At 70.4% G+C, this 22,383-nt stretch carries 25 protein-coding genes; 12 read left to right on the top strand and 13 right to left on the bottom strand.

From position 1 onward, the window contains the following. The first annotated feature begins 28 nt into the window (after positions 1-28). Together ACH49X_RS19605 and ACH49X_RS19600 are read left to right on the top strand one after the other, a co-directional pair. Positions 29-1,348 carry a family 1 glycosylhydrolase gene (locus ACH49X_RS19605; RefSeq protein ID WP_195082892.1) on the top strand — a complete coding sequence of 440 codons (1,320 nt, stop codon included), beginning with the start codon at positions 29-31 and terminating at the stop codon, positions 1,346-1,348. A 554-nt stretch (positions 1,349-1,902) separates the two neighbouring features. After that, positions 1,903-2,715: a hypothetical protein gene (locus ACH49X_RS19600; RefSeq protein ID WP_357207969.1), complete on the top strand. Its 813-nt coding sequence runs from the start codon at positions 1,903-1,905 to the stop codon at positions 2,713-2,715. Here the strand turns inward: ACH49X_RS19600 and ACH49X_RS19595 are convergent. After that, positions 2,705-3,106 carry a VOC family protein gene (locus ACH49X_RS19595; RefSeq protein WP_067805479.1) on the bottom strand — a complete coding sequence of 134 codons (402 nt, stop codon included), beginning with the start codon at positions 3,104-3,106 and terminating at the stop codon, positions 2,705-2,707. The genes ACH49X_RS19600 and ACH49X_RS19595 overlap by 11 nt on opposite strands. A 63-nt stretch (positions 3,107-3,169) precedes the next feature. Here ACH49X_RS19595 and ACH49X_RS19590 point away from each other — a divergent pair, with 63 nt between their 5' ends. Beyond that, on the top strand, positions 3,170-3,499 hold the full coding sequence (locus ACH49X_RS19590; protein WP_323124551.1) for a helix-turn-helix domain-containing protein: 330 nt from the start codon (positions 3,170-3,172) through the stop codon (positions 3,497-3,499). Between the two features lie 21 nt (positions 3,500-3,520). Here the strand turns inward: ACH49X_RS19590 and ACH49X_RS19585 are convergent, their stop codons facing one another. Further along, complete coding sequence (locus tag ACH49X_RS19585; RefSeq protein WP_357207971.1) at positions 3,521-4,819, bottom strand: NtaA/DmoA family FMN-dependent monooxygenase; 1,299 nt, start codon at positions 4,817-4,819, stop codon at positions 3,521-3,523. Positions 4,820-4,930: 111 nt separating this feature from the next. Next, positions 4,931-5,110 carry a hypothetical protein gene (locus tag ACH49X_RS19580; protein ID WP_195082889.1) on the bottom strand — a complete coding sequence of 60 codons (180 nt, stop codon included), beginning with the start codon at positions 5,108-5,110 and terminating at the stop codon, positions 4,931-4,933. Between the two features lie 238 nt (positions 5,111-5,348). Between ACH49X_RS19580 and ACH49X_RS19575 the strand changes: the two genes are divergently transcribed. Continuing rightward, positions 5,349-5,588 (top strand): hypothetical protein, encoded by a 240-nt coding sequence (locus tag ACH49X_RS19575; RefSeq protein ID WP_195082888.1) that lies wholly within the window; start codon positions 5,349-5,351, stop codon positions 5,586-5,588. Between the two features lie 12 nt (positions 5,589-5,600). Here the strand turns inward: ACH49X_RS19575 and ACH49X_RS19570 are convergent, their stop codons facing one another. Then, positions 5,601-6,239 carry a helix-turn-helix domain-containing protein gene (locus tag ACH49X_RS19570; protein WP_357207972.1) on the bottom strand — a complete coding sequence of 213 codons (639 nt, stop codon included), beginning with the start codon at positions 6,237-6,239 and terminating at the stop codon, positions 5,601-5,603. 141 nt (positions 6,240-6,380) lie between these two features. Between ACH49X_RS19570 and ACH49X_RS19565 the strand changes: the two genes are divergently transcribed. Next, positions 6,381-6,920 (top strand): VOC family protein, encoded by a 540-nt coding sequence (locus ACH49X_RS19565; RefSeq protein ID WP_357207974.1) that lies wholly within the window; start codon positions 6,381-6,383, stop codon positions 6,918-6,920. Positions 6,921-7,054: 134 nt separating this feature from the next. Then, entirely contained in the window at positions 7,055-7,930 is an 876-nt protein-coding gene (locus ACH49X_RS19560) for a TIGR03619 family F420-dependent LLM class oxidoreductase (protein ID WP_357207977.1), read from the top strand. Positions 7,931-7,939: 9 nt separating this feature from the next. On the opposite strand, the gene ACH49X_RS19555 is transcribed toward ACH49X_RS19560, so the two are convergent. The 3 genes from ACH49X_RS19555 to ACH49X_RS19545 form a co-directional block, all read right to left on the bottom strand. Then, positions 7,940-8,794: a fructosamine kinase family protein gene (locus ACH49X_RS19555; protein ID WP_357107458.1), complete on the bottom strand. Its 855-nt coding sequence runs from the start codon at positions 8,792-8,794 to the stop codon at positions 7,940-7,942. Continuing rightward, positions 8,791-9,570: a helix-turn-helix domain-containing protein gene (locus ACH49X_RS19550; protein ID WP_195082883.1), complete on the bottom strand. Its 780-nt coding sequence runs from the start codon at positions 9,568-9,570 to the stop codon at positions 8,791-8,793. Before ACH49X_RS19550 ends, ACH49X_RS19555 begins: the two co-directional genes overlap by 4 nt. Before the next feature lie 74 nt (positions 9,571-9,644). Continuing rightward, positions 9,645-10,268, bottom strand: a complete 624-nt coding sequence (locus ACH49X_RS19545; protein WP_357107461.1) for a hypothetical protein — start codon at positions 10,266-10,268, stop codon at positions 9,645-9,647. A gap of 125 nt (positions 10,269-10,393) precedes the next feature. Between ACH49X_RS19545 and ACH49X_RS19540 the strand changes: the two genes are divergently transcribed. Genes ACH49X_RS19540 through ACH49X_RS19530 form a run of 3 tightly spaced genes read left to right on the top strand, consistent with a single transcriptional unit; the run spans position 10,394 to position 11,190 of the window. Next, positions 10,394-10,774: an inorganic diphosphatase gene (locus ACH49X_RS19540; protein ID WP_195082881.1), complete on the top strand. Its 381-nt coding sequence runs from the start codon at positions 10,394-10,396 to the stop codon at positions 10,772-10,774. A 59-nt stretch (positions 10,775-10,833) separates the two neighbouring features. After that, the gene (locus ACH49X_RS19535; RefSeq protein ID WP_157111893.1) at positions 10,834-10,950 is read left to right on the top strand and encodes an LPXTG cell wall anchor domain-containing protein; all 117 of its coding nucleotides are present in this window, start codon (positions 10,834-10,836) and stop codon (positions 10,948-10,950) included. A gap of 9 nt (positions 10,951-10,959) precedes the next feature. Then, positions 10,960-11,190: a DUF6480 family protein gene (locus tag ACH49X_RS19530; protein ID WP_357207979.1), complete on the top strand. Its 231-nt coding sequence runs from the start codon at positions 10,960-10,962 to the stop codon at positions 11,188-11,190. Positions 11,191-11,253: 63 nt separating this feature from the next. Here ACH49X_RS19530 and ACH49X_RS19525 read toward each other — a convergent pair whose 3' ends face one another. The 4 genes from ACH49X_RS19525 to ACH49X_RS19510 all read right to left on the bottom strand — a co-directional run bounded on the left by ACH49X_RS19525 (position 11,254) and on the right by ACH49X_RS19510 (position 18,719). Next, on the bottom strand, positions 11,254-12,093 hold the full coding sequence (locus ACH49X_RS19525; protein ID WP_195082879.1) for an SDR family oxidoreductase: 840 nt from the start codon (positions 12,091-12,093) through the stop codon (positions 11,254-11,256). A 39-nt stretch (positions 12,094-12,132) separates the two neighbouring features. Beyond that, positions 12,133-12,693: a hemerythrin domain-containing protein gene (locus ACH49X_RS19520; protein ID WP_195082878.1), complete on the bottom strand. Its 561-nt coding sequence runs from the start codon at positions 12,691-12,693 to the stop codon at positions 12,133-12,135. Positions 12,694-12,835: 142 nt separating this feature from the next. Further along, positions 12,836-17,437: a cation-translocating P-type ATPase gene (locus tag ACH49X_RS19515; RefSeq protein WP_357207982.1), complete on the bottom strand. Its 4,602-nt coding sequence runs from the start codon at positions 17,435-17,437 to the stop codon at positions 12,836-12,838. Between the two features lie 91 nt (positions 17,438-17,528). Next, a complete protein-coding gene (locus tag ACH49X_RS19510) occupies positions 17,529-18,719 on the bottom strand; it encodes a zinc-dependent alcohol dehydrogenase (protein ID WP_357207984.1) in 1,191 nt (396 codons plus the stop codon). Between the two features lie 180 nt (positions 18,720-18,899). Between ACH49X_RS19510 and ACH49X_RS19505 the strand changes: the two genes are divergently transcribed. Both ACH49X_RS19505 and ACH49X_RS19500 read left to right on the top strand, forming a co-directional pair. Further along, positions 18,900-20,363: an aminotransferase class I/II-fold pyridoxal phosphate-dependent enzyme gene (locus ACH49X_RS19505; protein ID WP_195082875.1), complete on the top strand. Its 1,464-nt coding sequence runs from the start codon at positions 18,900-18,902 to the stop codon at positions 20,361-20,363. Positions 20,364-20,397: 34 nt separating this feature from the next. Next, positions 20,398-21,009 (top strand): NAD(P)H-dependent oxidoreductase, encoded by a 612-nt coding sequence (locus ACH49X_RS19500; protein WP_357207987.1) that lies wholly within the window; start codon positions 20,398-20,400, stop codon positions 21,007-21,009. 52 nt (positions 21,010-21,061) lie between these two features. Here the strand turns inward: ACH49X_RS19500 and ACH49X_RS19495 are convergent, their stop codons facing one another. Then, the gene (locus ACH49X_RS19495) at positions 21,062-21,562 is read right to left on the bottom strand and encodes a hemerythrin domain-containing protein (RefSeq protein ID WP_357207990.1); all 501 of its coding nucleotides are present in this window, start codon (positions 21,560-21,562) and stop codon (positions 21,062-21,064) included. A gap of 138 nt (positions 21,563-21,700) precedes the next feature. On the opposite strand from ACH49X_RS19495, the gene ACH49X_RS19490 reads away from it, so the two are divergent. After that, positions 21,701-22,189, top strand: coding sequence for a CinA family protein (locus ACH49X_RS19490; protein WP_357207993.1), 489 nt, complete (start codon positions 21,701-21,703; stop codon positions 22,187-22,189). A 9-nt stretch (positions 22,190-22,198) separates the two neighbouring features. Here the strand turns inward: ACH49X_RS19490 and ACH49X_RS19485 are convergent, their stop codons facing one another. After that, positions 22,199-22,372 (bottom strand): CDGSH iron-sulfur domain-containing protein, encoded by a 174-nt coding sequence (locus ACH49X_RS19485; protein WP_195082871.1) that lies wholly within the window; start codon positions 22,370-22,372, stop codon positions 22,199-22,201. Between the last annotated feature and the right edge of the window lie 11 nt (positions 22,373-22,383).

Raw genomic sequence — 22,383 nt, 5'->3', positions numbered from 1 at the left:
TCAGCAATCTTCCAGTTACGCTACCGCGATGCGTACACGCACTCACCGGCGCGGGTTCGCCGCGTTGTCGGCCGCTGCGGCGATGCTGATGGCCTCGGGGGTTTCAGCTGCTCAGCCGGGCCGGGAGCTGCCGGTGTTCGGTCGCGACTTCTTGTGGGGTGTGGCGTCGTCCGGATTTCAGTCGGAGGGTCACGCGCCGGACAGCAACTGGTCGCGTTTCATCGAGGCGGGTGGGACCGAGCACCCGTACCTGGATTCGGTGGACTTCGCCCGGCGCTATCGCACCGATATCGACCTGGCGGCGCGGCTGGGTGTGCGGGTCTACCGGGTCGGTCTGGAGTGGGCGCGGCTGCAACCGGCGCCGTACGCGTGGGATGAGGCGGCGTTCGGGTTCTACGACGATGTGATCGCCCGGATCGTCGCGGCGGGGATGCGGCCGATGCTGACGCTGGATCACTGGGTGTATCCGGGGTGGGCGGTGGATCGGGGCGGATGGCGCAACCCGGGCATGGTGGAGGATTGGCTGGCGAACATGCGGGAGGTGGTGCGCCGGTATGCCTCGCACGATCCGCTGTGGGTGACGTTCAACGAGCCGGTGGCGTATGTGGGCACGGAGTTGCGCACGGGCGGGATCGGTGTGGACGAGGCGCCGGTGATGCTGGACCGGATCGCGCGGGCGCACAACGAGATCTACGACGTCATCCACGGTTATCGGCCGGATGCTCAGGTGACGAGCAATCTGGGTTATGTGGCGGGCGCGGAGACGGAGGTGAATCAGCCTATCGTGGACCGGATTTCGGCCAAGCTGGATTTCATCGGGCTGGACTATTACTTCGCTCCGCTGCCGCAGACCGGGGAGTCGGCACAGGGCGGCGCGGAGGGTGGGCCACCGATGTGGGAGCTGCCGGTGCATCCGGAGGGCATCTACTACGCGTTGCGGCATTACGCGCGCCAGTTTCCCGGTCGTCCCCTGTATGTGGTGGAGAACGGGCTTCCGACGGACAACGGGCAGGTGCGCTCGGATGGGTACACCCGCGCCGATCATCTGCGGGACACGGTGTATTGGTTGCAGCGGGCGAAGGCCGACGGCATGAACGTGATCGGTTACAACTATTGGAGTCTGACCGACAACTACGAGTGGGGTTCCTACGCGCCGCGGTTCGGGCTCTACACGGTCGATGTGCTGACCGATCCGACGTTGGCGCGCCGTCCGACCGATGGGGTCGACGCGTATGCCCGGCTGATCCGCGCGGGTGGTGTCGAGCCTGCGTATCGGCCGACGCGGCCTCCGGTGCCGTGTGTGCACATCGATGCGGCGGAGACCTGCGTCGGGGAGGATCCGGCCTAGCGCGGTGGGGGCCGGATGGGTGCCGGGGGTGGCGTGAAGTTGTCTGTGGCGTTGTGGATTTGCGGCCGTAGCGGTGGCGGGAGAATTTGTGACCGAGGTCCCAGTGTCGGCTTGTTAAGCGTGTCACAGCAATCGGGGGCGCAGGGTTTCGTGCTCGTCGCGGCGGATCTGCGTATGACGAGTTCAACGACGTGCGTGAAATGTTACTCATCGGTTGGGTCACGCTCGGCTGGTAGGCCGTCGGAGCTGCGGTGATGTGTGGGACATCGATCACGCTTGCTTGCTGTGGCGCAGGTGCTTACGGTGATTTCCGTCGATGGCCGATGACGCCCGATCGAATTACATCTCATTGATGTGCCGCGATATTCACCGTCCCGGGGCAATTCCACTGTTATTGCTCTGGGCGGCAGCATTATTCCTGCGGCACCGGCGAAACTGGAGCAATGGTACAACCAACCCCTTGGCAGGTAAGCGAAGCGCGAGACCGTCGGAGCCGTGGCTCCGGAGGCGCCGGACGCGGGGCGAGGCCACCACGGGGTGTGGATTGGGGCTTCTTGTTCGCCGCGGTCGTGAGCGCGGTCGGCTTCGCCTTGTTGTTCCAGCCGTGGCTTTCGGCGTCGGGTGCGGGAGGTGAGGCCCGCTCCGATGCGTTCGGCCGGGTCACCGGCGTCACCAACGGTTTCGACGAGTGGTCGGTGTCGAAGTTCCGTGATGTGAACATCAGCGGCGCGTGGGGTCTGCTGGCCGCGGCGGCGATGCTCGTCACCGTGTTCGCCGCGCTGGCGCAGATCCGGTTGCGCACCCGCGCGCTCGCCGTGCTGGTGATCGGCTCCAGCGTGACCGCGGCGGTGGTGGTGCTGATCGCCCTGATGTATCTGGATGCCAGGGGGCCGGAATTGCGGATACTGATCGATCCGGGTGAAGGTCTGGGCGCGGGATTGGTGCACCGGTTTCTCGGCGAATTCGGCGGTGCTTCCGGTCCGGGTGAGCGGCGCATGGCCAGCGCTGGACTGACCGAGATGGCGTTGCTCGCCGGGGTGCTGAGCTGCGCGGCCGCGGTGGCCGCGATCGCGCAGGGCACTCGTCGCTACGGCTTGGGCCCGATGCGAGCCCTGACTTGGCTGGTGACGCCGCTGCCCGCCAAGCCTGCGCGGGATGCCGAGCCCGTGCGGCCCGCGGCCGTCACCACGGCGCCGCGTCCGGTGGCGCAGCCCGCGCCGGATGCCGCCGAGCGGTTGCTGTGGGACGAACTGGTCTTCGACGACGACTTGGTCGCCAATGTCACGTGGGTGCGGAATACCAATCCCCCGCGACGCGAGTCCGCCGGGCATCGGTCGGAGACCTCGACGCCGGTCCTCACGCGCTAGCGGCGGACGGCCGGTCCGGTCCCAGGACGAGCGCTCGCGTCTCGGGCGACCACTGCACGTATTCCAGTTGGGCGCCGTCGGCGTGGCGGACGTACACGAACGTGCCGGTGGCGCTGGTGAACGGCCCACCGATCAGCTCCGCCCCGTGCTCGGTCACCGTTCGCAGCAGGGTGTCGAGGTCGTCGACGATCACCGGGCCTACCGTGCCGCGGTACCGCTCGACGTCGTCGGGATCGCCCGCGATGAGCAGGAAGTCGCCGACGGCGGCGAGTTCGGCGCGTTCGAAGCCGAAACGGAGGTCGGCCTTGGCGCCGGCCAGCCGTTCGTAGATCGGCAGCGCGGTGTCGAGGTCGGAGACGAGGACTCTGGCATAGGTTTTCAGGATGCGCACATCTGCGACGCTAGGTGGGGATCGGCGTGACCGGCAGTACGCACTTGAAAGTGAGTGGTGAGGGTGAGCGAGACCGAGGAGCAGCAGGCCAGGGCTGTCGCCCTGCGTGTCTTCGCGGCGCTGTCGACGAAGTGGGCGTTGCGGGTGCTCGAGCAGATCGGTGACGGGGAACACCGTTTCGGCGAGTTGCATCGGTCGATGGATGGCATCAGCTACAAGATGCTGGCCGAGACCTTGCGTGCGCTGGAACGTGAGGGCTTGGTCGCGCGCCGCGATCATCGGACGGCCAATCCGCGGGTGGAGTATTCCCTGACCGCGGCCGGAGGCGAGTTGCTGCGGCTGGTGCACGGTATGTGCGCGTGGTCGCGCGCCCATCTCGCGGAGCTGATGTGAGGGTGGCGGCGCGGCGCCGGGTCAGTCCGGTAGCGGGGGCAGTTCGAGGTTGTCGCGGAAGGTCGCCCCGACGTAGTCGGAACCGACGATGCTGCGGCGGCGTAGTTCCGGCAGCAGCCCGTTGACGACGAAGTCGCGGGTGCGTTCGTCGGCGAGCCCGCCGAGGGAGATCACGTCGAGCACGCCCGCGTTGTAGCGTTCTTCGATCGCGTCGGCGAGTTGTTCGGGGGTTCCCGCGGCCGCCCAGTGGCCGGTGTCCTTGGCGGCGATGATCAGCTCTCGCAGTGTCTTTCCCGAGCGTGCGAAGTTGTTGAAGATCTCCACGCGGCCGCGTCTGCGGTGCACGGATGTCACCTCGGGCAGCAGGCTTTCCGGCAGCGGCTTGTCCAGCGGCAGGCCGGACAGGTCGATGCCGCCGCCGAGCATGTCGGCGAGGGCGGCGCGTCCGGCCTCGAAGTCGGTCGCCTCGGCTTGTTCGCGCACGAGGCGCTCGGCTTCGGCTTCGGTGGCGCCGTAGGTGGCGTGGAAGGAGCTCATGATCAACGGCAGGCCGTCGGCGCGGCCGAGTTCGCTCGCGCGGGCGCGGATGCGTTTGGTGTAGGTGACGGCGTCTTCGAGGGTGGGCAGGGAGGTGAACACGACCTCGGCGAACCGCGCGCCGAGTTCGATGCCGCCCGCGGATTGCCCGGCCTGGAATTGCACGGGTCTGCGTTGTGGCAGGGGCGGTATGTTCAGCGGCCCTCGGACGGTGAAGTACCGGCCCGCGTGGTCGATGGGCCGCACGCGGGTGGCGTCCAGGATCGCGCCGCCGTGCCCGTCGGAGGTCAGGGCGCCGGGCTGCCAGCTGTCGAACAGGGAGTTGACCACTTCGAAGGATTCGGTAGCGCGGGCATACCGGTCTTCGGGGCTGGGCAGTTCCTGCTCGCCGTAGTTCTCCTCCCCCACCGATGAGGTCACCGCGTTCCATGCCGCGCGGCCGTTGCTGATGTGGTCGAGGGTGCCGAAGAGCCGGGCGAGGTTGTAGGGGTGGTGGAAGGTGGTGGTCACCGTCGCGATGAGTCCGACGTGCGAGGTGACGGCACTCAACGCGGACAGGAAGATCAGCGGTTCCTGCGCGCCGATCGCGCCTTGGGCGCCGAAACTGAGCAGGTCGGCGGCGAACAGGGCGTCGAATTTGTGTTGTTCGGCGATTTTCGCGACGTCGATCGATGACGCGATCGTGGTGGCGGACGGATCGATGGCCGCCGCGTAGACGCTGACCGCGCCGCTGACTCCGGTGACGGTCTTCAGCGGCCGTCGTCGCCCACCAGCATTGCCCATTGCGGTGACGCTACCGGCGCGCACCGCCGCGGTAACGGGTTGCGATCAGCGAGATGTTTTCCGGCCGAGCGGGTTTTGGGCTGCCGAGGGTGGGGCCGCGGTGAGGCGTCGCTAGGCGGGTTCCGGACCGTCGGTGCGGTCTTGGGTGCCGGCGCGGCCGATGCGCGACAGTCGTACGACTCCGGTGTCGAGATCGATGTCGAACCGTGGCGTGTGGGTCTGCCCGTCGCTGTCCTCGCTGCCCTCATGGGTCAGCTTCTTGCCCGGAAACAGCTCCCCGATGACGCCCATGCGATCACCATACGCGTCGACGGCCTCCGCCGGCCCGGGGCGGCGCTTCGGTCCGGGCGGTGTTGGGTCGACGAGCGGGACGGCCGGTCGCCACGTGGTAGCCGGTAGCCGGTTTCATTTCGGCACCCGAGTGAGCGGGGCTCGGTTAGCATCGTGTTCGCTCCGATCGGCTGAGGACCGCGGTACGGGGAGCACTGGGCGACCGACATCGGAATCGAACGACAGATCGGCCCATCGCATGGAACAAGACGCCGACCTCGCCCAGGCCCGGGTCTTCGTGGAGTTGTTGACCCGGCGTGCCCGGATGCTGGTGCGGGACATCGAATCCGCGCAGCGCCGCGATCCCGCCGCGCGGCACGAACTGTTCAGCGAATTGTGTGTGGTGCGCGGCTATATCGACCGGCTGCATCGCAGGTTCCCGCAACTCGCGCATCCGCAGCCGGCCTCGGTGCCCGTGGCACGGCGGACGCCGGGTTGAGTGGGTGCCGGTTCAGCGTCCCGGCGCGGCGGGGGTGTGCTCGGGGACGGGCACGGTGAGCATGGCGACGATCATGTCGACGATCTCCGCCGCGTCCCCGGGGCGGGCGGTGCGCACGCCCGCTTCCAGGGTGCGCTCGTAGTCGGCGATCAACGCGAACATGACGGTGGCCATGGTTTCCAGGCGTTGTCTGCGCAGGCGCCGTGGCAGGCCGGTGAGGGCGGCGTCGAGGCGGGTGGTGATGATGCGGACCGCGGCGCGGTCGGCCCCGGCGAGGCGGTGCGCGTCCGCGACGACGGGATGGGTGCGCACCACTTCCAGGAACCGGCCCAGATGGGTGACCCGGTCGTGGCCGAGCAGTTCGAGGATGGGTGTGGCGAGCATGGCGACGAGGGCGTGCACGTCGTTGGCGCGGCCGTCGGTTTCGTGGGCGGCGAGCAGTTGCATGCGCCGCTGTTCGAGCCAGTTCATCCGCCGTTCGACGATGGCTTCGATCAGGCCGATGCGCGAGTCGAAGTAGTAGTGCACGGCGGAGTTGTTGCGCTGGCCCGCCGCGGCGGCGATGTCGCGCAGCGGCACGTCGGCGCCGCGTTCGGCGATGAGGCGTTCGGCGGCGTCGAGCAGGGCGGTGCGCGAATCGTCGCTCGGCATAGCAGCACTGTACTGAACATGAGTATTGACGATGTTAAACACAGATGCTTAATTGAACGGCGTGGATGATGTGGCGGAGGTCACCGGCGCCGGACCGTGCCGCCCGCCTGCCGGGCGGGCCGTCGCGCTGGGTTTCTGCCGGTGGTGGCACGGCGGGAGCAGGCCCGGGGGCCGCCGATGATCACCAGCGGTCCGATCTTCCAGCTGTGCTGGGTGGTGGAGGATCTGGCGTCGGCCTGCGAGGTCTTCACCAGCCGGTACGGGGTCGGCGAGTGGTTCACCATCCCGGAGGTCCACTTCGGGCCCGATGCCGCGCAGCTGCGCGGCGCACCCGCCGACTACACGATCGGTGTGGCGCTCGGTTATGCGGGCGGCCAGCAGTTGGAGCTGATCGAGCCGCGCGGCGGAGCGAGCTTGTACGCCGAGCATCTGGACCGCGCGGGCGCCGGACTGCATCATGCCGCCTGGGTGCCCGAGGACTACGACGCCGCGCTCGCCGAGGCCGCCGCGGCGGGCATCGAGATCACCGCGCGCGGCCGGTTCGACGGCGTGGGGATGGAGTTCGCCTATCTCGACGGCGGGCCGATCGGTTCGCACATCGAACTGCTGCGGTTGTCCCCGCAGATGAAGGCGTTGTTCGACCATTTGATTCCGGAAGGCTTCACCAACCCATGGCGGTAGGCGGTGAACGCTACGTCGTCCTCGGCGCCGTCGAGGGCGGTTCTGCGCCGTCTGCGGCAGTTCCCATCACGTCACGGCCCTGACCGGCGCCGGGACCCCTGTGGCGCGCTCGGCGCGCCAGGAAGGCGAGCACCATGCGTTTCACCTACGCGGAGACGATGACCGATCCGTCGTACTACCTCGCTCTGGCCAAGGCCGCCGAGGAGGCGGGCTACACCTCCATGGCGGTGGCCGACAGCGTGGCGTATCCGAAGGAATCCGACGCGAAGTACCCCTACACCCCCGACGGCAGCCGGGAGTTCCTGGAGGACAAGCCGTTCGTCGAGGCGTTCGTGCTCAGCGCGGCGATGGCGGCGGTGACCACCACGCTGCGTTTCACGCCGTTCGTGCTGAAGCTGCCGATCCGGCCGCCCGTGCTGGTGGCCAAGCAGGCCGCGTCGGTGGCCGCGCTCAGCGGCAACCGGTTCGGGCTCGGTGTCGGCATCAGCCCGTGGCCGGACGACTTCGAGATCATGGGCGTGCCGTTCGACAAGCGCGGCGCGCGGATGGACGAATGCATCGATATCGTGCGCGGGCTCTCGGCCGGTGGGTACTTCGAATACCACGGGCAGTTCTACGACATCCCGCCGATCAAGATCAGCCCGGTGCCGACCGAACCGGTGCCGATCCTCGTCGGCGGGCACAGCAGGCCCGCGTTGCGCCGGGCCGCGCAGCGCGGCGACGGGTGGATGCACGCCGGTGGCGACGGCGCCGAACTGGACCGGCTGCTGGGCGAGTTGGCCGCGTTGCGCGCGGAGTACGGCACCCGGGAGGACTTCGAGGTGCACGTCATCTCGCTGGATGGATTCACCGTCGACGGGATCAAACGCCTCGAGGACAAAGGGGTCACCGATGTGATCGTCGGCTTCCGGCTGCCCTACACCACCGAGCAGGACACCGAGCCGCTGGAGACCAAGATCGCCAGCCTGTCCCGCTTCGCGGAGAAGGTCATCGCCAAGGTCGATAGGTGAAGCCGGACGTCAGGATCGCAGTGCGGCGGTGGCCGCGGCGAGGGTCTGCGCGCGGTAGCCCGCGCCGAACAGCGCGACGTGCACCAGCAGTGGATGCAGCTGGTGCAGCGGCGTGCGGGTGCGCCAACCGTCGGCGAGCGGATGGGTTTCGTGGTAGGCGGCGCGGATTCGGTCCAGGTGCGGTGCGCCGAAGAGGGCGAGCATGGCCAGATCGGTTTCGCGGTGGCCCGCGTGCGCGGCGGGGTCGACGAGCATCGCCCGCTCCCGCGTCCACACGATGTTGCCCGACCACAGGTCGCCGTGGAGGCGGGCCGGTGGTTCGGCGGGGCCTGCCAGCTCGTCGATGCGGTCGATGACCCGCTCGATCAGGCCGACGCCGTCGGCGCCGAGCGTGCCGGCCGCCCGGGCGAGGTAGGGCGCGAGGCGCTGTTCGGCGTACCACCGCGACCACGATCCGTCGGTGGGGGCGTTGGGCAGCGGCAGACTCGCGATCCAGCCCTCCCATGGTGCGCCGAACGACTCGGCGCGCGCGGCGTGCAGCGCGGCCAGTTCACGGCCGAAGCGCTCGGCGGCCGCGGGGCCGGGAGCGGTCTCCTCCAGCCAGGGCAGCACCAGTGTGCGGTCGTCGGCGGCCACGACCTCCGGTAGCAGGCACTCGGCCGGGCCGGGCGCGGCACGCAGCCAGCACAGGCCCGCCGCCTCGGCCGCGAATACCGGTGCGGGATCGGCCGAGGCCTTCACGAAAAATGTTCGGCCGTCGGCGGTTTCGGCGCGGTGCAGGGTCCATGCGTGGCTGGCGCCGAGATCGGTCACGGCGCGGACGGGCGCCTCCAGCAGCGCCGACAGCTGGGCCGCGCGGCTCACCCGGTGCCCGCGGTGAGCCGTTTCATGGTGTCCTCGTCGGCGGGGAAGAACGATTCGATGGCCAGTTCGGCGACGGTGACGTTCATCGGGGTGCCGAACACCGTGGTGACGCTGAGGAACGACAACTCGGCGCCGTCGTGGTCGATCCGCAGCGGGACCACCGCCTGGTCGGGTTCGGGGACGGTGAGTTCGACTTCACCGCCGGGGTAGGACCGCAGTTCCTCGAGCAGGTCGGCCAGGTCCCTGGAGCCGGTGACCTCGGCTTGACGGGCCAGGCGGGCGAAGATGTGGCCGCGCCATTCGGGCAGGTTGCGGATGCGCCCCGCCATGCCGTCGGGGTGCAGGCTCAGCCGCAGCGCGTTCACCGGCGGTGTCGTCAGTGCCGGATCGATGCCGGCGATGAGCACGGCGACTCCGCTGTTGGCGTCGATCATCGTCCAGTTCTGGTCGATGGCCAGCGCGGGGTAGGGCTCGTGGCCTGCGAGGATCTGGCGCATGGCGCCGCGCACGGCGTCCATGGCCGGAGTGTCCAGACCGGGTTGCGCGTAGGCGGGGGCGTAGCCCGCGGCGAGCAGGACGCGGTTGCGTTCGCGCAACGGGATCTCCAGGTGTTCGGACAAGTGCACGATCATGGTGCGGCTCGGGGTGGCGCGCCCGGTTTCGATGAAGCTCAGGTGCCGCGCCGAGGTGTCGGCCCGTCCGGCCAGCTCCAGCTGGCTCAGCCTGCGTTCCAAGCGCCAATGTCGCAGCAGGTCACCTGCCGTTGGGGTAGTCACGCCCCGATATTACGAACGGCCGAGCGGGACGGCCATTACCTCTCGGGTAATGGCCGCCGATACCCGCTGCGATGTCAGGCCATTTCGGGAACGCGCAGATGCGCGAACGCCAGGTCGAACTCCCCTACCTCGAGCACGTTGGCGCCCACCCGCTGGGTCGCCGCGCTCCTGATCCGATTGCTGTGCTCGCGGGTGGCGTCCATCGCCTCGCGACTCGACCAGACCATCGCGCCCACCCCGCGGCCGCTGTCCCGGTCGACGAACAGGCTGGCGCTGCAGAATCCGTCGAGCGTCTCGATCTGTGGCAGCACTTCCATCCGGAAGGTGTCGATCAGGCGCTCGACCTGCCCGGGATCGACCTGCACCCAGCTGCACCTGGCGCACGCGGTGTCGTCGGCCGGATGGTCCCGGTGCATCACCGCGATGTCCCATTCCTCGACGCGCTCCACCGCGCCGCCGAGCTGCCTGGCCAAGCCGTCGCGCAGTTGCTGCGCGCGTCCTCTGCTGGCGTGCAACGCCTGCTGCGACTCCCACGAGGTCGAAGCGATGCAGCGTCCCGTCGACCGGTTCACCAGCAACGACAGTCCGACCCATCCTTCGAGCTGCGGCAGATTCGGCATCACTTCATCGCGCAGGTATGCGATCCCGTCGTCCATCGATGACGGCTGGGCCGCGATTGTGCTGGAACGTGCGTACACGGGCCACCTCCCGCCCTACTCTGGGTGGCGCCCCGGTGGCGCCACCGGACATACTCACCTTCCTCCGGCCTCCGCCCGCACGCAATGCCTCGGTCGCCGCCACCGAACGGCCGTAGCCTGAGACCGTGACCGACCTGGTGAAGCTGGAGGATTCCGCGTCGCTGCGCTTGGCGCGCCTATTCCTCGGCGCTACAGTGGATCTCGTCATCGACCGCCCGTACGGCAGCAGGCACCCGCGCTGCGGCTTCCGCTATCTGCTCAACTACGGCTACGTGCCGCTCACCCGCGCTCCCGACGGCCAGGAACTGGACGGGTACTTCCTCGGCCCCCCCGAACCGTTGGACTTCGCCCGCGGACGATGCGCCGGGATCATCCACCGGTGGTACGACGACGACGACAAACTGCTCGTCGTCCCGAGCGGCGACCCGGCGCCGACCGCCTCGGCGATCGCCGAGGCGGTCGAGTTCCAGGAGACCGCCGGTCACTACGTGATCATCGGCGGATGACCGGCGCGCGCATCGGGCCCGGCTCGATTGGGCGGGCCGATACCGGGTAGGTCCCTGCCATGGAACTGTTGGTGATTCTCGGACTCGCGGTGCTCGTCGGCGCGGTGATCCTGTATCGCAAGAGGTCCGGTAAACGGCCCGGCGCACCCGAGGTCCCCGGAAACGACGGCGAGTAGGGAGCGGCTATGAGCGCGATGGATCCCGATCCCGCGAAAACCCCTGACCTGGAACCCGGCGGCGGCGTCGCCCCCGGCTCCACGCCACCGGACACCCCGCAGACGTCCGGGCTGTCCGCGCCGGAGCCGAGCACCCGGCACCACTTCCCGGTCACCGGCGTGTTGGCGATGCTCATCGGCGCACTGGTGGTCCTGCTGTTCGTGGCCGTCGCGGTCGGGCTCGTGGTGTCGATGCTGTGACCCGCCGCTACCGACGGTCGGCCGATCCAGCAGATCAGCCGACCGTGGGTCATCGCGCGCCGGTCACAGAATCGGCCTGCCGCCGGTGACGGCGATGCGAGCGCCGGAGACGTAGCTGCCGTCGTCGGAGGCCAGCATGACGTAGGTGGGCGCCAGTTCGGCCGGCTGGCCCGCGCGGCCGAGCGGGGTGTCGTCGCCGAACTGGGTGACCTTCTCGACCGGCATGGTGGAGGGGATCAGCGGAGTCCAGATCGGTCCGGGCGCGACGCTGTTGACCCGGATCCCGCGCTCGCCCAGCAGCTGCGCGAGGCTGGCGGAGAAGTTCGCGATGGCGGCTTTGGTCGCCGCGTACGGCGCCAGCGTGGGTGAGGGCATGTCGGAGTTCACCGAGGAGCTGCCGATGATCGACGACCCCGGCGGCATGTGCGGCAGCGCCGCCTTCACCAGGTAGAAGTAGGCGTTGATGTTCAGCTTGACGGTGTGTTCGAACTCCTCGTCGCTGATCTCCTCCAGAGTCTCGTGCGTCATCTGGAAGGCGGCGTTGCTGACCAGGACGTCGATCTTGCCGAATTCCCGCACCGCCCGATCGATGACGGCGCGGCAGTGCGCGGCCTCGGACAGGTCGCCGGGCACGAGCACGGCTTTGCGTCCGGCCTGGGTCACCAGGTCGGCGACTTCCTTCGCGTCCTCGTCCTCGTCGAGGTAGGAGATCAGCACGTCGGCGCCTTCGCGGGCGTAGGCGATCGCCACCGCCCGCCCGATGCCGCTGTCGGCGCCGGTGATGACGGCGGCCTTGCCGGTCAGTTTGCCGGAGCCGCGGTAGCTGTCCTCACCGCAGTCCGGTACCGGATTCATCCTGGCCTGGATGCCGGGGACTTTCTGCTGCTGTTCGGGAAACCCCATGTCGGTCCTCTCCTTCTCCGTGTCGGGGCTGCGGATGGTTCAGGTGTCCTGCCGCAGGCGCCAGTCGCGCACCGCGTCGCGGGCACGGTCGAACAGCGCCAACGGCGGGCCCGCCACCAGATTCGCCAGCGCGGACTCCCCCGCGCGCGGATGCGGCCGGGTGGGCGCCACGGCCTCGGCGGCGCGCAGGGAACCGGCCATCCGCCGCAGCTGGCCGGTGGAGAACTGCGCGCGCAGCAGGGCGAACTCCTCGGCCTCCTCGTGGGCGGCGTGTTCGTGCACGGCGTCGGCGAAGCGGGCGAGCCGTGCGTCGAAGTCGGGATGGTCCACTCCTAGGTCGTAGAGGTCGGCCAACGCGCGCTTGGCCGCGTTCTCCTCCTCGAGCCGCGGCTGCACGATATCGGCGTCGGCGCCGAAACGGGCGCGTCCGGCGACCGGATGCACGACCTCCTCCTCGGCGCTCTCGTGCACCGCCAGCAAGCGCACCAGATCGGTGAACAGCTCCTGTTTCCCGTCGTGCCCGGCCTTCAGTCGCGCCAGCAGGGTGCGAATCTCCTCGTGCTGGGCGGTGAGCAGGTCGACGACATCCTGGTCGGTCATCGCAACACTCGTTTCTGTCGCTGTGAAATGCCTTGCCCGGCTTGATCATTCGTGGAGGCAACCGGCTCCACGTCTCGGGGTCGCCGGGCCCCGCTGCCGGGCGGGTACCCCGGCGGCCGGGCGCCAATCAGCGTGCCCGTCCCTACTCGGCTTCCTGCGGGGGCAGCAGCCGCGGAAGCAGCGCCGCGGCGGCGGTGGCGGTGGTCGCGCAGGTGGTCGCGATCCCCCAGCCGACCGGATCCAGCGGGCGGCAACCGAAGTATCCGCACAGTCCCGGCGTCATCACGATCGCGCCGAGCACCGCGCCGCTGGCGGCCGTGGTCAGCCACACCAGTGGGCTGCGGTAGCCGGAGACCAGCGTCTGGCCCAGCTGCGTGCCGATGAGCGCGACCAGGCCGATGGTGGCGGCGCGCCGCTGCGTGCCGGTCATCCGGCCCAGGGTCCAGGCCACCGAGGCGCTGGTGGCCGTGGCGACACCGCGGACACCGAGCGTGCGCAGCAGATCGGGACCCAGCCGCGCGGGCGGGAGTTCGGCCAGCCGCTCGGCGGCCCGCTGCGCCTGGGCCTGCGGATCGTCGGCGTCGTCCGGATCGACCGCGTCCCCTTCGCGCGAGAGGGCAAGCGCCATCGCGGGGAACATGTCGGTGAGCATGTTCACCAGCAGGAATTGCCGGGTGCCCAGCGGCGCCTGGCCGCTGACGGCGGTGCCGTAGAGCGTGAAGGCCACCTCCCCGGCATTGCCGCCGACCAGCACCCCGACGGCGTCGCCGACGCGCTGCCACATGCCGCGGCCTTCGACGAGGGCGTGCAACAGCACCAGCGGGTCGGGGCGGGTGAGCACCATGTCGGCGGCGTTGCGGGCGGCGACCGAACCCTGTGCGGCCAAACCGATTCCGACGTCGGCGGTGCGGATGGCGGCGGCGTCGTTGCTGCCGTCGCCGGTCATGCCGACCACGTGACCCGCGCGGCGCAGCGCCGCCACGATGCGCACCTTCTGCTCCGGGCTGACGCGGGCGAAGACGGTGCTCTGCTCGATCAGTTCCGCGCGCGCGGTCTCGTCGAGGCGGTCGAGGTCGGCGCCGGTGACCACCTGCCCCGCCTCGATGCCGAGCTGGCGGGCCACCGCCGCCGCGGTCACCGGATGGTCGCCGGTGATCATGCGGACGCTGATGTCGTTGCGCTGCAGCGCGGTCACCAGCGGCACCGTCTGCGGGCGCGGGGCGTCGGCGAGGCCGATGAAGCCGAGCAGGCTGAGTTCGGCGACCGCCGCCTCGACGTCGTCGGGTGCGGCGGACAGGTCGCGGCGCGCCACCACCAGCACCCGCAGGCCCTGCTCGGCGAGATCGCGGACCACCTGCTCGGCGCGCTCGCGCATGCGGCCGTCGAAGGGGAGGTCGGTGTCGTCCATCCGCACGCCGGTGCAGCGCGACAGCACCACTTCGGGCGCGCCCTTGACGATCAGCCGCAGTTTGCGTGCGGTGTGGCCGAGGGTGGCGGCGTAGCCGCGGTTGGATTCGAACGGGATCTCCTCGATCGCGTCCCAGTGGCGGGGGTCCTCGCCGAGCGCCTCGGCCGCGGCCTCGACCACCGCGCGGTCGGTGGCGTGCGCGGGTGGGCCCTCGGCGGGATCGGGGCAGGCGCGGGCCGCGGCGCGCAGCAGTCGGCGGGCTTGCTCGCAGTCGGCGTCCGGAGCCCACTGCTCGTCGAGATCGGCGAGGGTGGTCAGGCGCAGCCGCCCTTCGGTGAGGGTGCCGGTCTTGTCGAAGCACAGGGTGTCCACCCGGCCCAGCGCCTCCACGGTGCGGCTGGCGCGCACCAGCACGCCGTGCCGCGACAGCCTGCGGGCGGCCGCGAGCTGCGCGACCGTGGCCACCAGCGGCAGCCCTTCGGGGACCGCGGCGACCGCGACCGCGACGCCGTCGGCGATCGCGGTGCGCAGCGGCCTGCCCCTCAGCATGCCCAGTCCGGTCACGATGCCGCCGCCGCTCAGGGTCAGCGGCAGGGCGCGGTCGGTCAGGCGGCGCAATTGCGCTTGCACACCGGCCTTCTCCGGCGGGATGGCTCCGGCGGCGGCGCGGCCGGCCTGGGTGTCGTCGCCGACCGCCACGACGATCGCTCGCCCGGTGCCGTTGACCACGGTGCTGCCTTCGAAGACCATGCAGGCGCGGTCGGCCAGCGCCCGGCCAGGGGTGGCCGCGACCTGTTTCTCGACGGTGATCGATTCGCCGGTGAGACCGGATTCGTCCATTTCGAGGTCGTCGGCGCGCAGCAGCCTGGCGTCGGCGGGGACGACCTCCCCTGCGCGCAGCACGATCACGTCGCCGAGCGCGAGGACGTCCGCGGGCACATGGTGTTCGCGCGGCTCGGCGGTGTCGAGTTCGGCGCGATCGATCACGCGTGCGCTGAGTTGTTCACCCTCGAACAGGCGGTGCAGCGCGTTCTCCGCGCGCTGGCGCTGCCAGGCGGAGACCAGTGCGTTGACACCGAGCACCGACGACAGCAGCACCGCGTCCGAGGGCGCGCCGAGCACGGCGGTGGCGACCGCGCCGACCCCCAGAATGGGGGTGAGCGGATCGGCGAGTTCGCGGCGCAGCTGGCCGGCGAACGACGCCGCCGACGCGACGACGCGCACGCCGGGGATGCGGGTGACCGCGCCGGGCCGAGCGCGTTCGGTCACCGGGAGCGGGCGCGGCAACCGGCTGAGCACCTCGTCGGGTTCGAGGGCATGCCAGGGCAGCAGCGGGGCGAGCGTGGCGGGCGGGACGGTGCGTCCGCAACGCCATCCGGTGTAGGCGCCGGAGAGCAGGCCGGTGTAGTGGGCGGCGGTCATGGGCGAGGAGCGGCCCGCGCTGTGCGGGGCGATCGCCAGCAGCAGCCCGCCCAGCGCCGCTCCCGACAAGGCCAGCGAACGGCCGCGTTCGCTTACCTGACGAGCCGGAGCGATGGCGGCCAGGACGCGATCGGCCTGCGCGAGGTCGCGGCAGACCGCGTCGGCGGTCCACGGCATCCGCAGCGCCTTGCCTTCCCGCACCGCCAGGCCGATCGCGACATCGGCGTGGGCCAGCGCCTTGTGCGCGCGGGGGCTGAGCACGGCTACGACGTGACCGTCCTTCTGCAGCGCGCGCACCAGCCCGCTCATCGACGTGGACGGGGAGACGAATTCGTCGGCCATGGACCGCAACTCGGCGGCGTCGGCGCCACCGGCGAGAGTCACGCGCAGGCCCGCGCTGCGGGCGCGGCCGAGCAGGGCGTGCGCCCTGCGGTCGAGTTCGCGGCCGATCAGCACGCGTCCGACCGGTGTTCCGTTGTCGTGCAGCTCGCGCCACACCGGGCGCAGCGTCACACCGTCATCGGGTTTTCCGGTCGCGGGGTGCACCAGCCGGCGGTGGCCTCCGGCCGACAGGTAGCGTCCGGTGCCGTCCGGTTGCGCGTCGTCGCCGTCGGCGGTCTCGTGTTCCCACAGCAAGCGCTGGCCTGCGCTCCATACCTGCGCGACCGACCATCTCGGGTCGGTCGCTTCGGCGTCGAGCACCAGACGCCGGGCGGTCAGCAGCGACTCTCCATCGATGACCAGCGCCGACAATCGGTCCAGCCGCCGCCACACCCGCGGGTGCAACGTCAGCACACCCGCCCGGCTCAGCATCGTGGAGACCAGCGCCCCGTAGGCCTCGCGACTGGCCCGCGCCGCCTTGGGCGCGCCGAGCTCCAGCGCGTCGGCCGCGCCGAACAGGCCGCGTCCGCCCAGGACGGAGGTCACCGCGCCCGCGAGCGCGCCGGCGGCCGTTTCGTCGGCGACCCGTTCGATCGGTCCCTGCGGCATCTCGACCACGCGGTCGGGCGGCGACAGCGGATCGCAGACTTCCGCCGGACGCCGGTCGATCTCGACTTCCCAGTCCTGCCATTGCACATAGCGGGTCAGCGATTCGGTCAGCGTGAAGCCGCGGTGCACCGCGTCGATCACCAGATTCGCCGTGCCGGCCGCCGCCGTGTTGCCCAGGGCGTTGCCGATCGCGTTCGCCGTGGTGAGCACCAGGTCGGTCCGGGTGCGGCCGAGCTGCTCCTCCAGCCGTTTGCGCAGGCGCGGCTGGGTGTCGACGAAGGCGGCGGCCGCGCGCAGCACGCGGGCGGGCCCGCGCAACGGCAGCACCGCGCTCACGGCGGACAATCCGATCGCGCACACGTCGCCCGCGACCTGGATTCCGGCCGCCAGCAACGGTTCGCGGTCGCCCGGGTGCTCGCAGCCGCGACTCCAGTCCAGGTCGCCGACCGCGGTGTCGGCCTCGACGGATTCGATGGCCGACACCAGCGCGGGCAGGTCGGCCGCACCGTGTTCCAGGGCGGCCACCACGCGGCCGGTCACCGCGTTCACCCGCCACCAGCGCACATCGCGGCGGCGATCCAGCCTCCGGTGCAGCGCCTCGGTGACGTCCGAGCTCTTGCCTGAGTCCAGTCCGCGCACCTCTACGGTGGCCCGGTCCTCGTACAGCGCCACCCGGCGGCGCGACCGCAGCGCGTGCGGGTCGATCAACGCCGCCAATTCGTCGCGCAGTTCCTCGTCACGGCTGAGGTTCAGCAGCGACGCGCTCGCCCGCGCGCCCGCCGCCACCGCCTGCGCCGGCGCCTGCACGGCTCTGGTTCCCAGATCGACGGCCTTCTCCACGCTTGCGCGGGCCATCTCCGCCGCCACCGACGTCGGCGCCTCGAGCCACCACGGTGAGACGACTCCGCGTAGTAAGAAGCTCATACACGGCAGCTACCCAGGCAAGGACAGAGCAAACCGTCGCGGCCGCGGCGCGTGCGCCGTGGCCGGGCCCTTCGCGGGCCCGCCGCGCCGGTCAGTTCGCGGTCGGGTCCAGCACGATCTTCACCGCGCCGTCGGTCTTCTGCTGGAAGGTGGCGTAGGCCTGCGGCGCATCGGTCAGCGGGAGGCGATGGGTGGCGAAGGTGTCCACGCCCAGCGGGTCGCCGTCGCGCAGCAGCGGCATGATGTCCTCGACCCACCGTTTGACGTTGGCCTGGCCCATCCGCAGCTGGATCTGCTTGTCGAACAGCACCCGCATCGGCATGGGGTCGAGCATGCCGCCGTAGACGCCGATCACCGAGATCGTGCCGCCGCGGCGGACGATGTCGATGGCCGAGTGCAGGGCCGCAAGCCGGTCGACGCCCGCGGTGTCCATCACCTTCTTGGCCACCGGATCCGGCAGGAACGCCGCCGAGCGCTGGGCCGCCGATGCCAGCGGCGAGCCGTGGGCCTCCATGCCCACCGCGTCGATCACCGAGTCGGTGCCCCTACCGTCGGTCCAGCCGCGGATGATGTCGCCGAGCGGCTCGTCGACGGCGTCCAGGTCGATCACCTCCACGCCGCGTTCGGCCACCCGCGCCAGCCGCTCGGGCACCCGGTCGACGCCGATGACGCGGTAGCCGCGGTGCGCGGCGACCCGGCAGGCCATGTCACCGATCGGGCCGAGACCCAGCACGGTCACCGATCCGCCGTCGGGCACCGCGGCGTATTCCACCGCCTGCCACGCGGTGGGCAGCACGTCCGACAGGTACAGGAAGCGGTCGTCGGACGGGCCGTCGGGCACTGTGATGTGGGTGGCGTCCGCGTGCGGCACTCGCAGATACTCCGCTTGGCCGCCGGGCACCTGCCCGTAGAGCTTCGAATAGCCGAACAGGGCCGCGCCGCAGCCGTATTCGCGCACCTGCGTCGTCTCGCATTGGGTGGGCAGGCCTGCCCGGCACATGTAGCAGGCGCCGCAGCTGATCTGGAACGGGATGACGACGCGATCGCCGGGCCGCAGCCCGGTGACGGCCGAGCCGGTCTCCACCACCCGTCCGATGGGTTCGTGGCCGAGGACGTCGCCGTTGCTCATGTAGGCGCCGAGCACTTCGTACAGGTGCAGGTCGGATCCGCAGATACCGGTGGAGGTGACCTCGATGATCGCGTCCGTCGGGGCCTCGATCCGAGGATCGGGCACCGTCTCCACAGCGACTTTGCGTCGTCCTTGCCAGGTCACTGCCTTCATCCGCGCGGCTCCTCGGTCGGGGTTCGATACCTGTCCCGGTCCTACCCGGACACTTCGGCCCGAAACGACCGCACCGGGTCGGCCGCCGGCGGCGGCCGGGCAAGACCGCAGGTCACCGGGCGGCGGCGCGGCCCGATACGCGGCAGGTGTGCCGCCGCCGATTCCGGGTAGGCGGTAGCCGTGGACCATTCACGAGCTCCTCTCCTGGAAGCGCTTGCCGACTATCACCGGCTGGGCCGCTACGGCTTCACGCCGCCGGGACACCGGCAAGGCCGCGGTACCGACGAACGCGTCCTGGAGGTGATCGGCCGCGACGCCTTCGCCTCCGATGTCCTGGCCACCGCGGGGCTGGACGACCGGCTCTCCCGCGGCGGCTATCTGTCGCGCGCGGAGGCGCTGATGGCCGACGCGGTGCGGGCGGAATCGGCGTTCTTCTCCACTTGCGGCAGTTCGCTGTCGGTCAAGGCCGCCATGATGACGGTGGCGGGCGGGCAGGACGGCGGCCTGCTCGTGGCCCGCGACAGCCACAAATCGGTGGTCGCCGGGCTGATCTTCTCCGGTGTCCAGCCGCACTGGATCACCCCGCGCTGGGACGCCGAGATGCATTTCGCGCACCCGCCCTCACCGTGGCAGGTGGCCGAGGCATGGGACGCGCACCCCGACGCCGCGGGCGCGTTGATCGTGAGCCCGAGTCCCTACGGCACCTGCGCGGACATCGCGGGCATCGCCGAGGTCTGCCACGAGCGGGGCAAGCCGCTCATCGTCGACGAGGCGTGGGGCGCGCATCTGCCGTTCCACGACGACCTGCCGACCTGGGCGATGGACGCCGGCGCCGACCTGTGCGTGGTCAGCGTGCACAAGATGGGCGCCGGATTCGAACAGGGCTCGGTGTTCCACCTGCAAGGCGACCTGGTGGATCCGATCCGGCTCAGCGAATGCGCCGACCTGCTGATGACCACCAGCCCGAACGTGCTGGTCTACGCCGCGCTCGACGGCTGGCGCAGGCAGATGGTCGAGCGCGGGCAGGAACTGCTCGGTGCGGCGCTGCGCACGGCCGAACAGGCGCGCCGACAGCTGACCGAGATCCCGGGCATCACGGTGCTCGAAGACGAACTGCTCGGCGCCGAAGCCTCGCACGACCTCGACCGTTTACAGGTCCTCATGGACGTCTCCGGCACCGGAGCCAGCGGCTATCAGGCCGCCGACTGGCTGCGCGAGCATCGCCGCCTCGATCTGGGATTGAGCGATCACCGCAGGCTGCTGGCCACGCTGTCGCTGGCCGACGACAAGGACACCATCGACACCCTGATCGACGGCGTCGCCGCCTGGCGCGATCAACTGACCGATCCGCAGCCACCGCGCATCCAGCTGCCCTCGCCCGAGGATCTGCAGCTGGAGTCGGTGATGCTGCCGCGCGACGCGTTCTTCGGCCCGGTGGAGACGGTGGACGCGCGCGACGCCGTCGGCCGGATCGCCGCCGAGCAGCTCACTCCCTACCCGCCGGGCATTCCGGTGGTGGTGCCCGGTGAGCGCATCGACGCCGCCGTCGTCGACTACCTGCGCACCGGGCTCGACGCGGGCATGAACGTACCCGACGCCGCCGACGCCCGGCTGCGCACGATCCGGGTCGTCGCCCGCGAGTGAACCGAAATACCTTATTTCTCAGGAGGTTTCGAACATGGCCGGACCGATCGCGCTCGCCTTGGTGTGCACGCTGAAGAAGTCGCCCGCCGAATCCAGCAGCGACCTCATCGCCCGCCAGGTGCTCGACGAACTGGCCGGGCACGACGTGCAGGGCACGGCGCTGCGGGTGGTCGACTACGACGTGCTGCCCGGTGTGACCGCCGACGAGGGCCCCGGCGACCAGTGGCCGTCGATCCGCGAGCGGATCGCCGCGGCCGACATCCTGCTGGTCGCGACCCCCACCTGGGTCGGGCACATGTCCTCGGTGGCGCAGCGGGTGCTGGAGCGATTGGACGCCGAGCTGTCGGAGACCGACGACGCGGGCCGCCCCGCGATGGTCGGCAAGGTGGCGACGGTCGCGGTGGTCGGCAACGAGGACGGCGCGCACAAGATCGTCGCCGATCTGTACCAGGGCCTCAACGACATCGGCTTCACCATCCCGGCCCAGGGGTGCACGTACTGGAACGACCAAGCCATGGGCGGCACCGACTACCAGGATCTCGACTCGGTGCCCAAGGCGGTGGCTTCGGCGACCGCCGCGCTCGCACGCAACGCCGCACATCTGGCGCGCGTGCTGCGCGCCCAGCAGTACCCGCCCGCCGCATGAGGTGCGGATGATCGCGCCGGCGCCTTCGCCAGCGCCGGCGCGATCGCCTCGCTCAGGCCAGCACCGCGTCCACGGTCTTCTTCAGCGCCGACGGCTGCGCGGGCGAGGTCGGAGCCTTCTTCCTGAGTTCCTGCATGCGCGCGCCGATCTCCTGAAGCTGTTTGCGCCCCAAGGCTTCCCGTACCTTCGGGAACCACTCGTTCTCCTCCTCGTCGATATGGTGGTCGACGTTCTCGATGAGCACGGTGGTCTTGGCGGTGAAGTGCTCGTCGTCGGGCTTCATCGCCGCCAGCTCGGTGACCAGCACGTCGGCGACGTGGTGCTCCTCGTAGGACTCCAGGATGTCGTCCTCGAGGTCGGGCACGAGTTTGCGCACCTCGGGGTACATGCACTCGTTTTCCAGATAGGTGTGCACGGTGAGCGCCTCGATGATCTTGTTCACCACGTCGGCTTTGGCGCGGGTGGCGTCCTCGCCCGCTTTCTCGAACTCGCGGAACAGCTTCCGGATCGCCTTGTGGTCGTCGCGAAGCAGCACGATCGCGTCGGTGGTCATCGCTTTCTCCTTGCGTCGGGGCCGGTCTGTGCCGGGCATTCCCGGCGCCGCGCCGCCGAAACCGTGGCCTGCGCCCTACAGCCGGATCCCGCGCCGGCCGTATGGTGGTGAGCCGCACCCAGCACAGGAAGGTTCCAGATGCCCCACGCGGACGACTACGCACACGAGGTGGCCGAACTGGCCGGGCAGGCGGAGATCACCGTCGCGGTCGCCGAATCGCTCACCGCGGGCCGGCTGTGCGCCACGCTGGGCGCGGCACCCGACTCCTCCGCCTGGTTCCGCGGGGGCCTCGTCGCCTACAGCACCGAGGTCAAGCGCACCGTTCTCGGCGTGCCCGACGTGCCGGTGGTATCGCGCTCCGCCGCCGAAGCGATGGCGACCGGCGTCCGCGAGTTGCTGAAGGCCGTTGTCGCCGTGTCGGTCACCGGTGCGGGCGGTCCCGACCCGCAGGACGGGCAACCGCCGGGCTCGGTGTGGTTCGCGATCGCCACCGAGAACGACGTGCGTGCCTGGCATCATCAGTTCGACGGGGAACCGAAGGACGTGCTCGACCAGACCGTCGCCTGCGCGTCCGAGGCGCTGTTGGACACCGTGCGCGCCTTGCACGCGCGGCGGTCGCCGAGCTGACCCGCGCGGTCAGGACGAGCGGCGATGCCTGCGGTGGCTGGTGTCGCAGAACGGGTAGTTCTTCGAGCGCTTGCACAGGCACAGCGCCACCATGAACCGGTCGCAGCGCAGCGTCCGGCCGTCCGCGGTGACGAACTCCACCGGCCCCTCGATCAACGCGGGGCCGTCCGCGGTGAGTGTCACTCGCCGCCACT

The sequence above is a fragment of the Nocardia sp. NPDC019323 genome, assembly GCF_044389845.1.
Taxonomy (GTDB): domain Bacteria; phylum Actinomycetota; class Actinomycetes; order Mycobacteriales; family Mycobacteriaceae; genus Nocardia; species Nocardia implantans.
The sequence above is the reverse complement of the archived record's forward strand: the minus strand, read 5'-3'. Positions and strand labels throughout refer to the sequence as shown.

Excerpts from the sequence above, each read along its gene's own strand:
- ACH49X_RS19605 (WP_195082892.1), top strand. The coding sequence starts at position 29 with ATGCGTACACGCACTCACCGGCGCGGGTTCGCCGCGTTGTCGGCCGCT.
- ACH49X_RS19585 (WP_357207971.1), bottom strand. The coding sequence starts at position 4,819 with ATGGGCAATGCTGGTGGGCGACGACGGCCGCTGAAGACCGTCACCGGA.
- ACH49X_RS19580 (WP_195082889.1), bottom strand. The coding sequence starts at position 5,110 with ATGGGCGTCATCGGGGAGCTGTTTCCGGGCAAGAAGCTGACCCATGAG.
- ACH49X_RS19575 (WP_195082888.1), top strand. The coding sequence starts at position 5,349 with ATGGAACAAGACGCCGACCTCGCCCAGGCCCGGGTCTTCGTGGAGTTG.
- ACH49X_RS19570 (WP_357207972.1), bottom strand. The coding sequence starts at position 6,239 with ATGCCGAGCGACGATTCGCGCACCGCCCTGCTCGACGCCGCCGAACGC.
- ACH49X_RS19560 (WP_357207977.1), top strand. The coding sequence starts at position 7,055 with ATGCGTTTCACCTACGCGGAGACGATGACCGATCCGTCGTACTACCTC.
- ACH49X_RS19535 (WP_157111893.1), top strand. The coding sequence starts at position 10,834 with ATGGAACTGTTGGTGATTCTCGGACTCGCGGTGCTCGTCGGCGCGGTG.
- ACH49X_RS19530 (WP_357207979.1), top strand. The coding sequence starts at position 10,960 with ATGAGCGCGATGGATCCCGATCCCGCGAAAACCCCTGACCTGGAACCC.
- ACH49X_RS19525 (WP_195082879.1), bottom strand. The coding sequence starts at position 12,093 with ATGGGGTTTCCCGAACAGCAGCAGAAAGTCCCCGGCATCCAGGCCAGG.
- ACH49X_RS19520 (WP_195082878.1), bottom strand. The coding sequence starts at position 12,693 with ATGACCGACCAGGATGTCGTCGACCTGCTCACCGCCCAGCACGAGGAG.
- ACH49X_RS19515 (WP_357207982.1), bottom strand. The coding sequence starts at position 17,437 with ATGAGCTTCTTACTACGCGGAGTCGTCTCACCGTGGTGGCTCGAGGCG.
- ACH49X_RS19510 (WP_357207984.1), bottom strand. The coding sequence starts at position 18,719 with ATGAAGGCAGTGACCTGGCAAGGACGACGCAAAGTCGCTGTGGAGACG.
- ACH49X_RS19500 (WP_357207987.1), top strand. The coding sequence starts at position 20,398 with ATGGCCGGACCGATCGCGCTCGCCTTGGTGTGCACGCTGAAGAAGTCG.
- ACH49X_RS19495 (WP_357207990.1), bottom strand. The coding sequence starts at position 21,562 with ATGACCACCGACGCGATCGTGCTGCTTCGCGACGACCACAAGGCGATC.
- ACH49X_RS19490 (WP_357207993.1), top strand. The coding sequence starts at position 21,701 with ATGCCCCACGCGGACGACTACGCACACGAGGTGGCCGAACTGGCCGGG.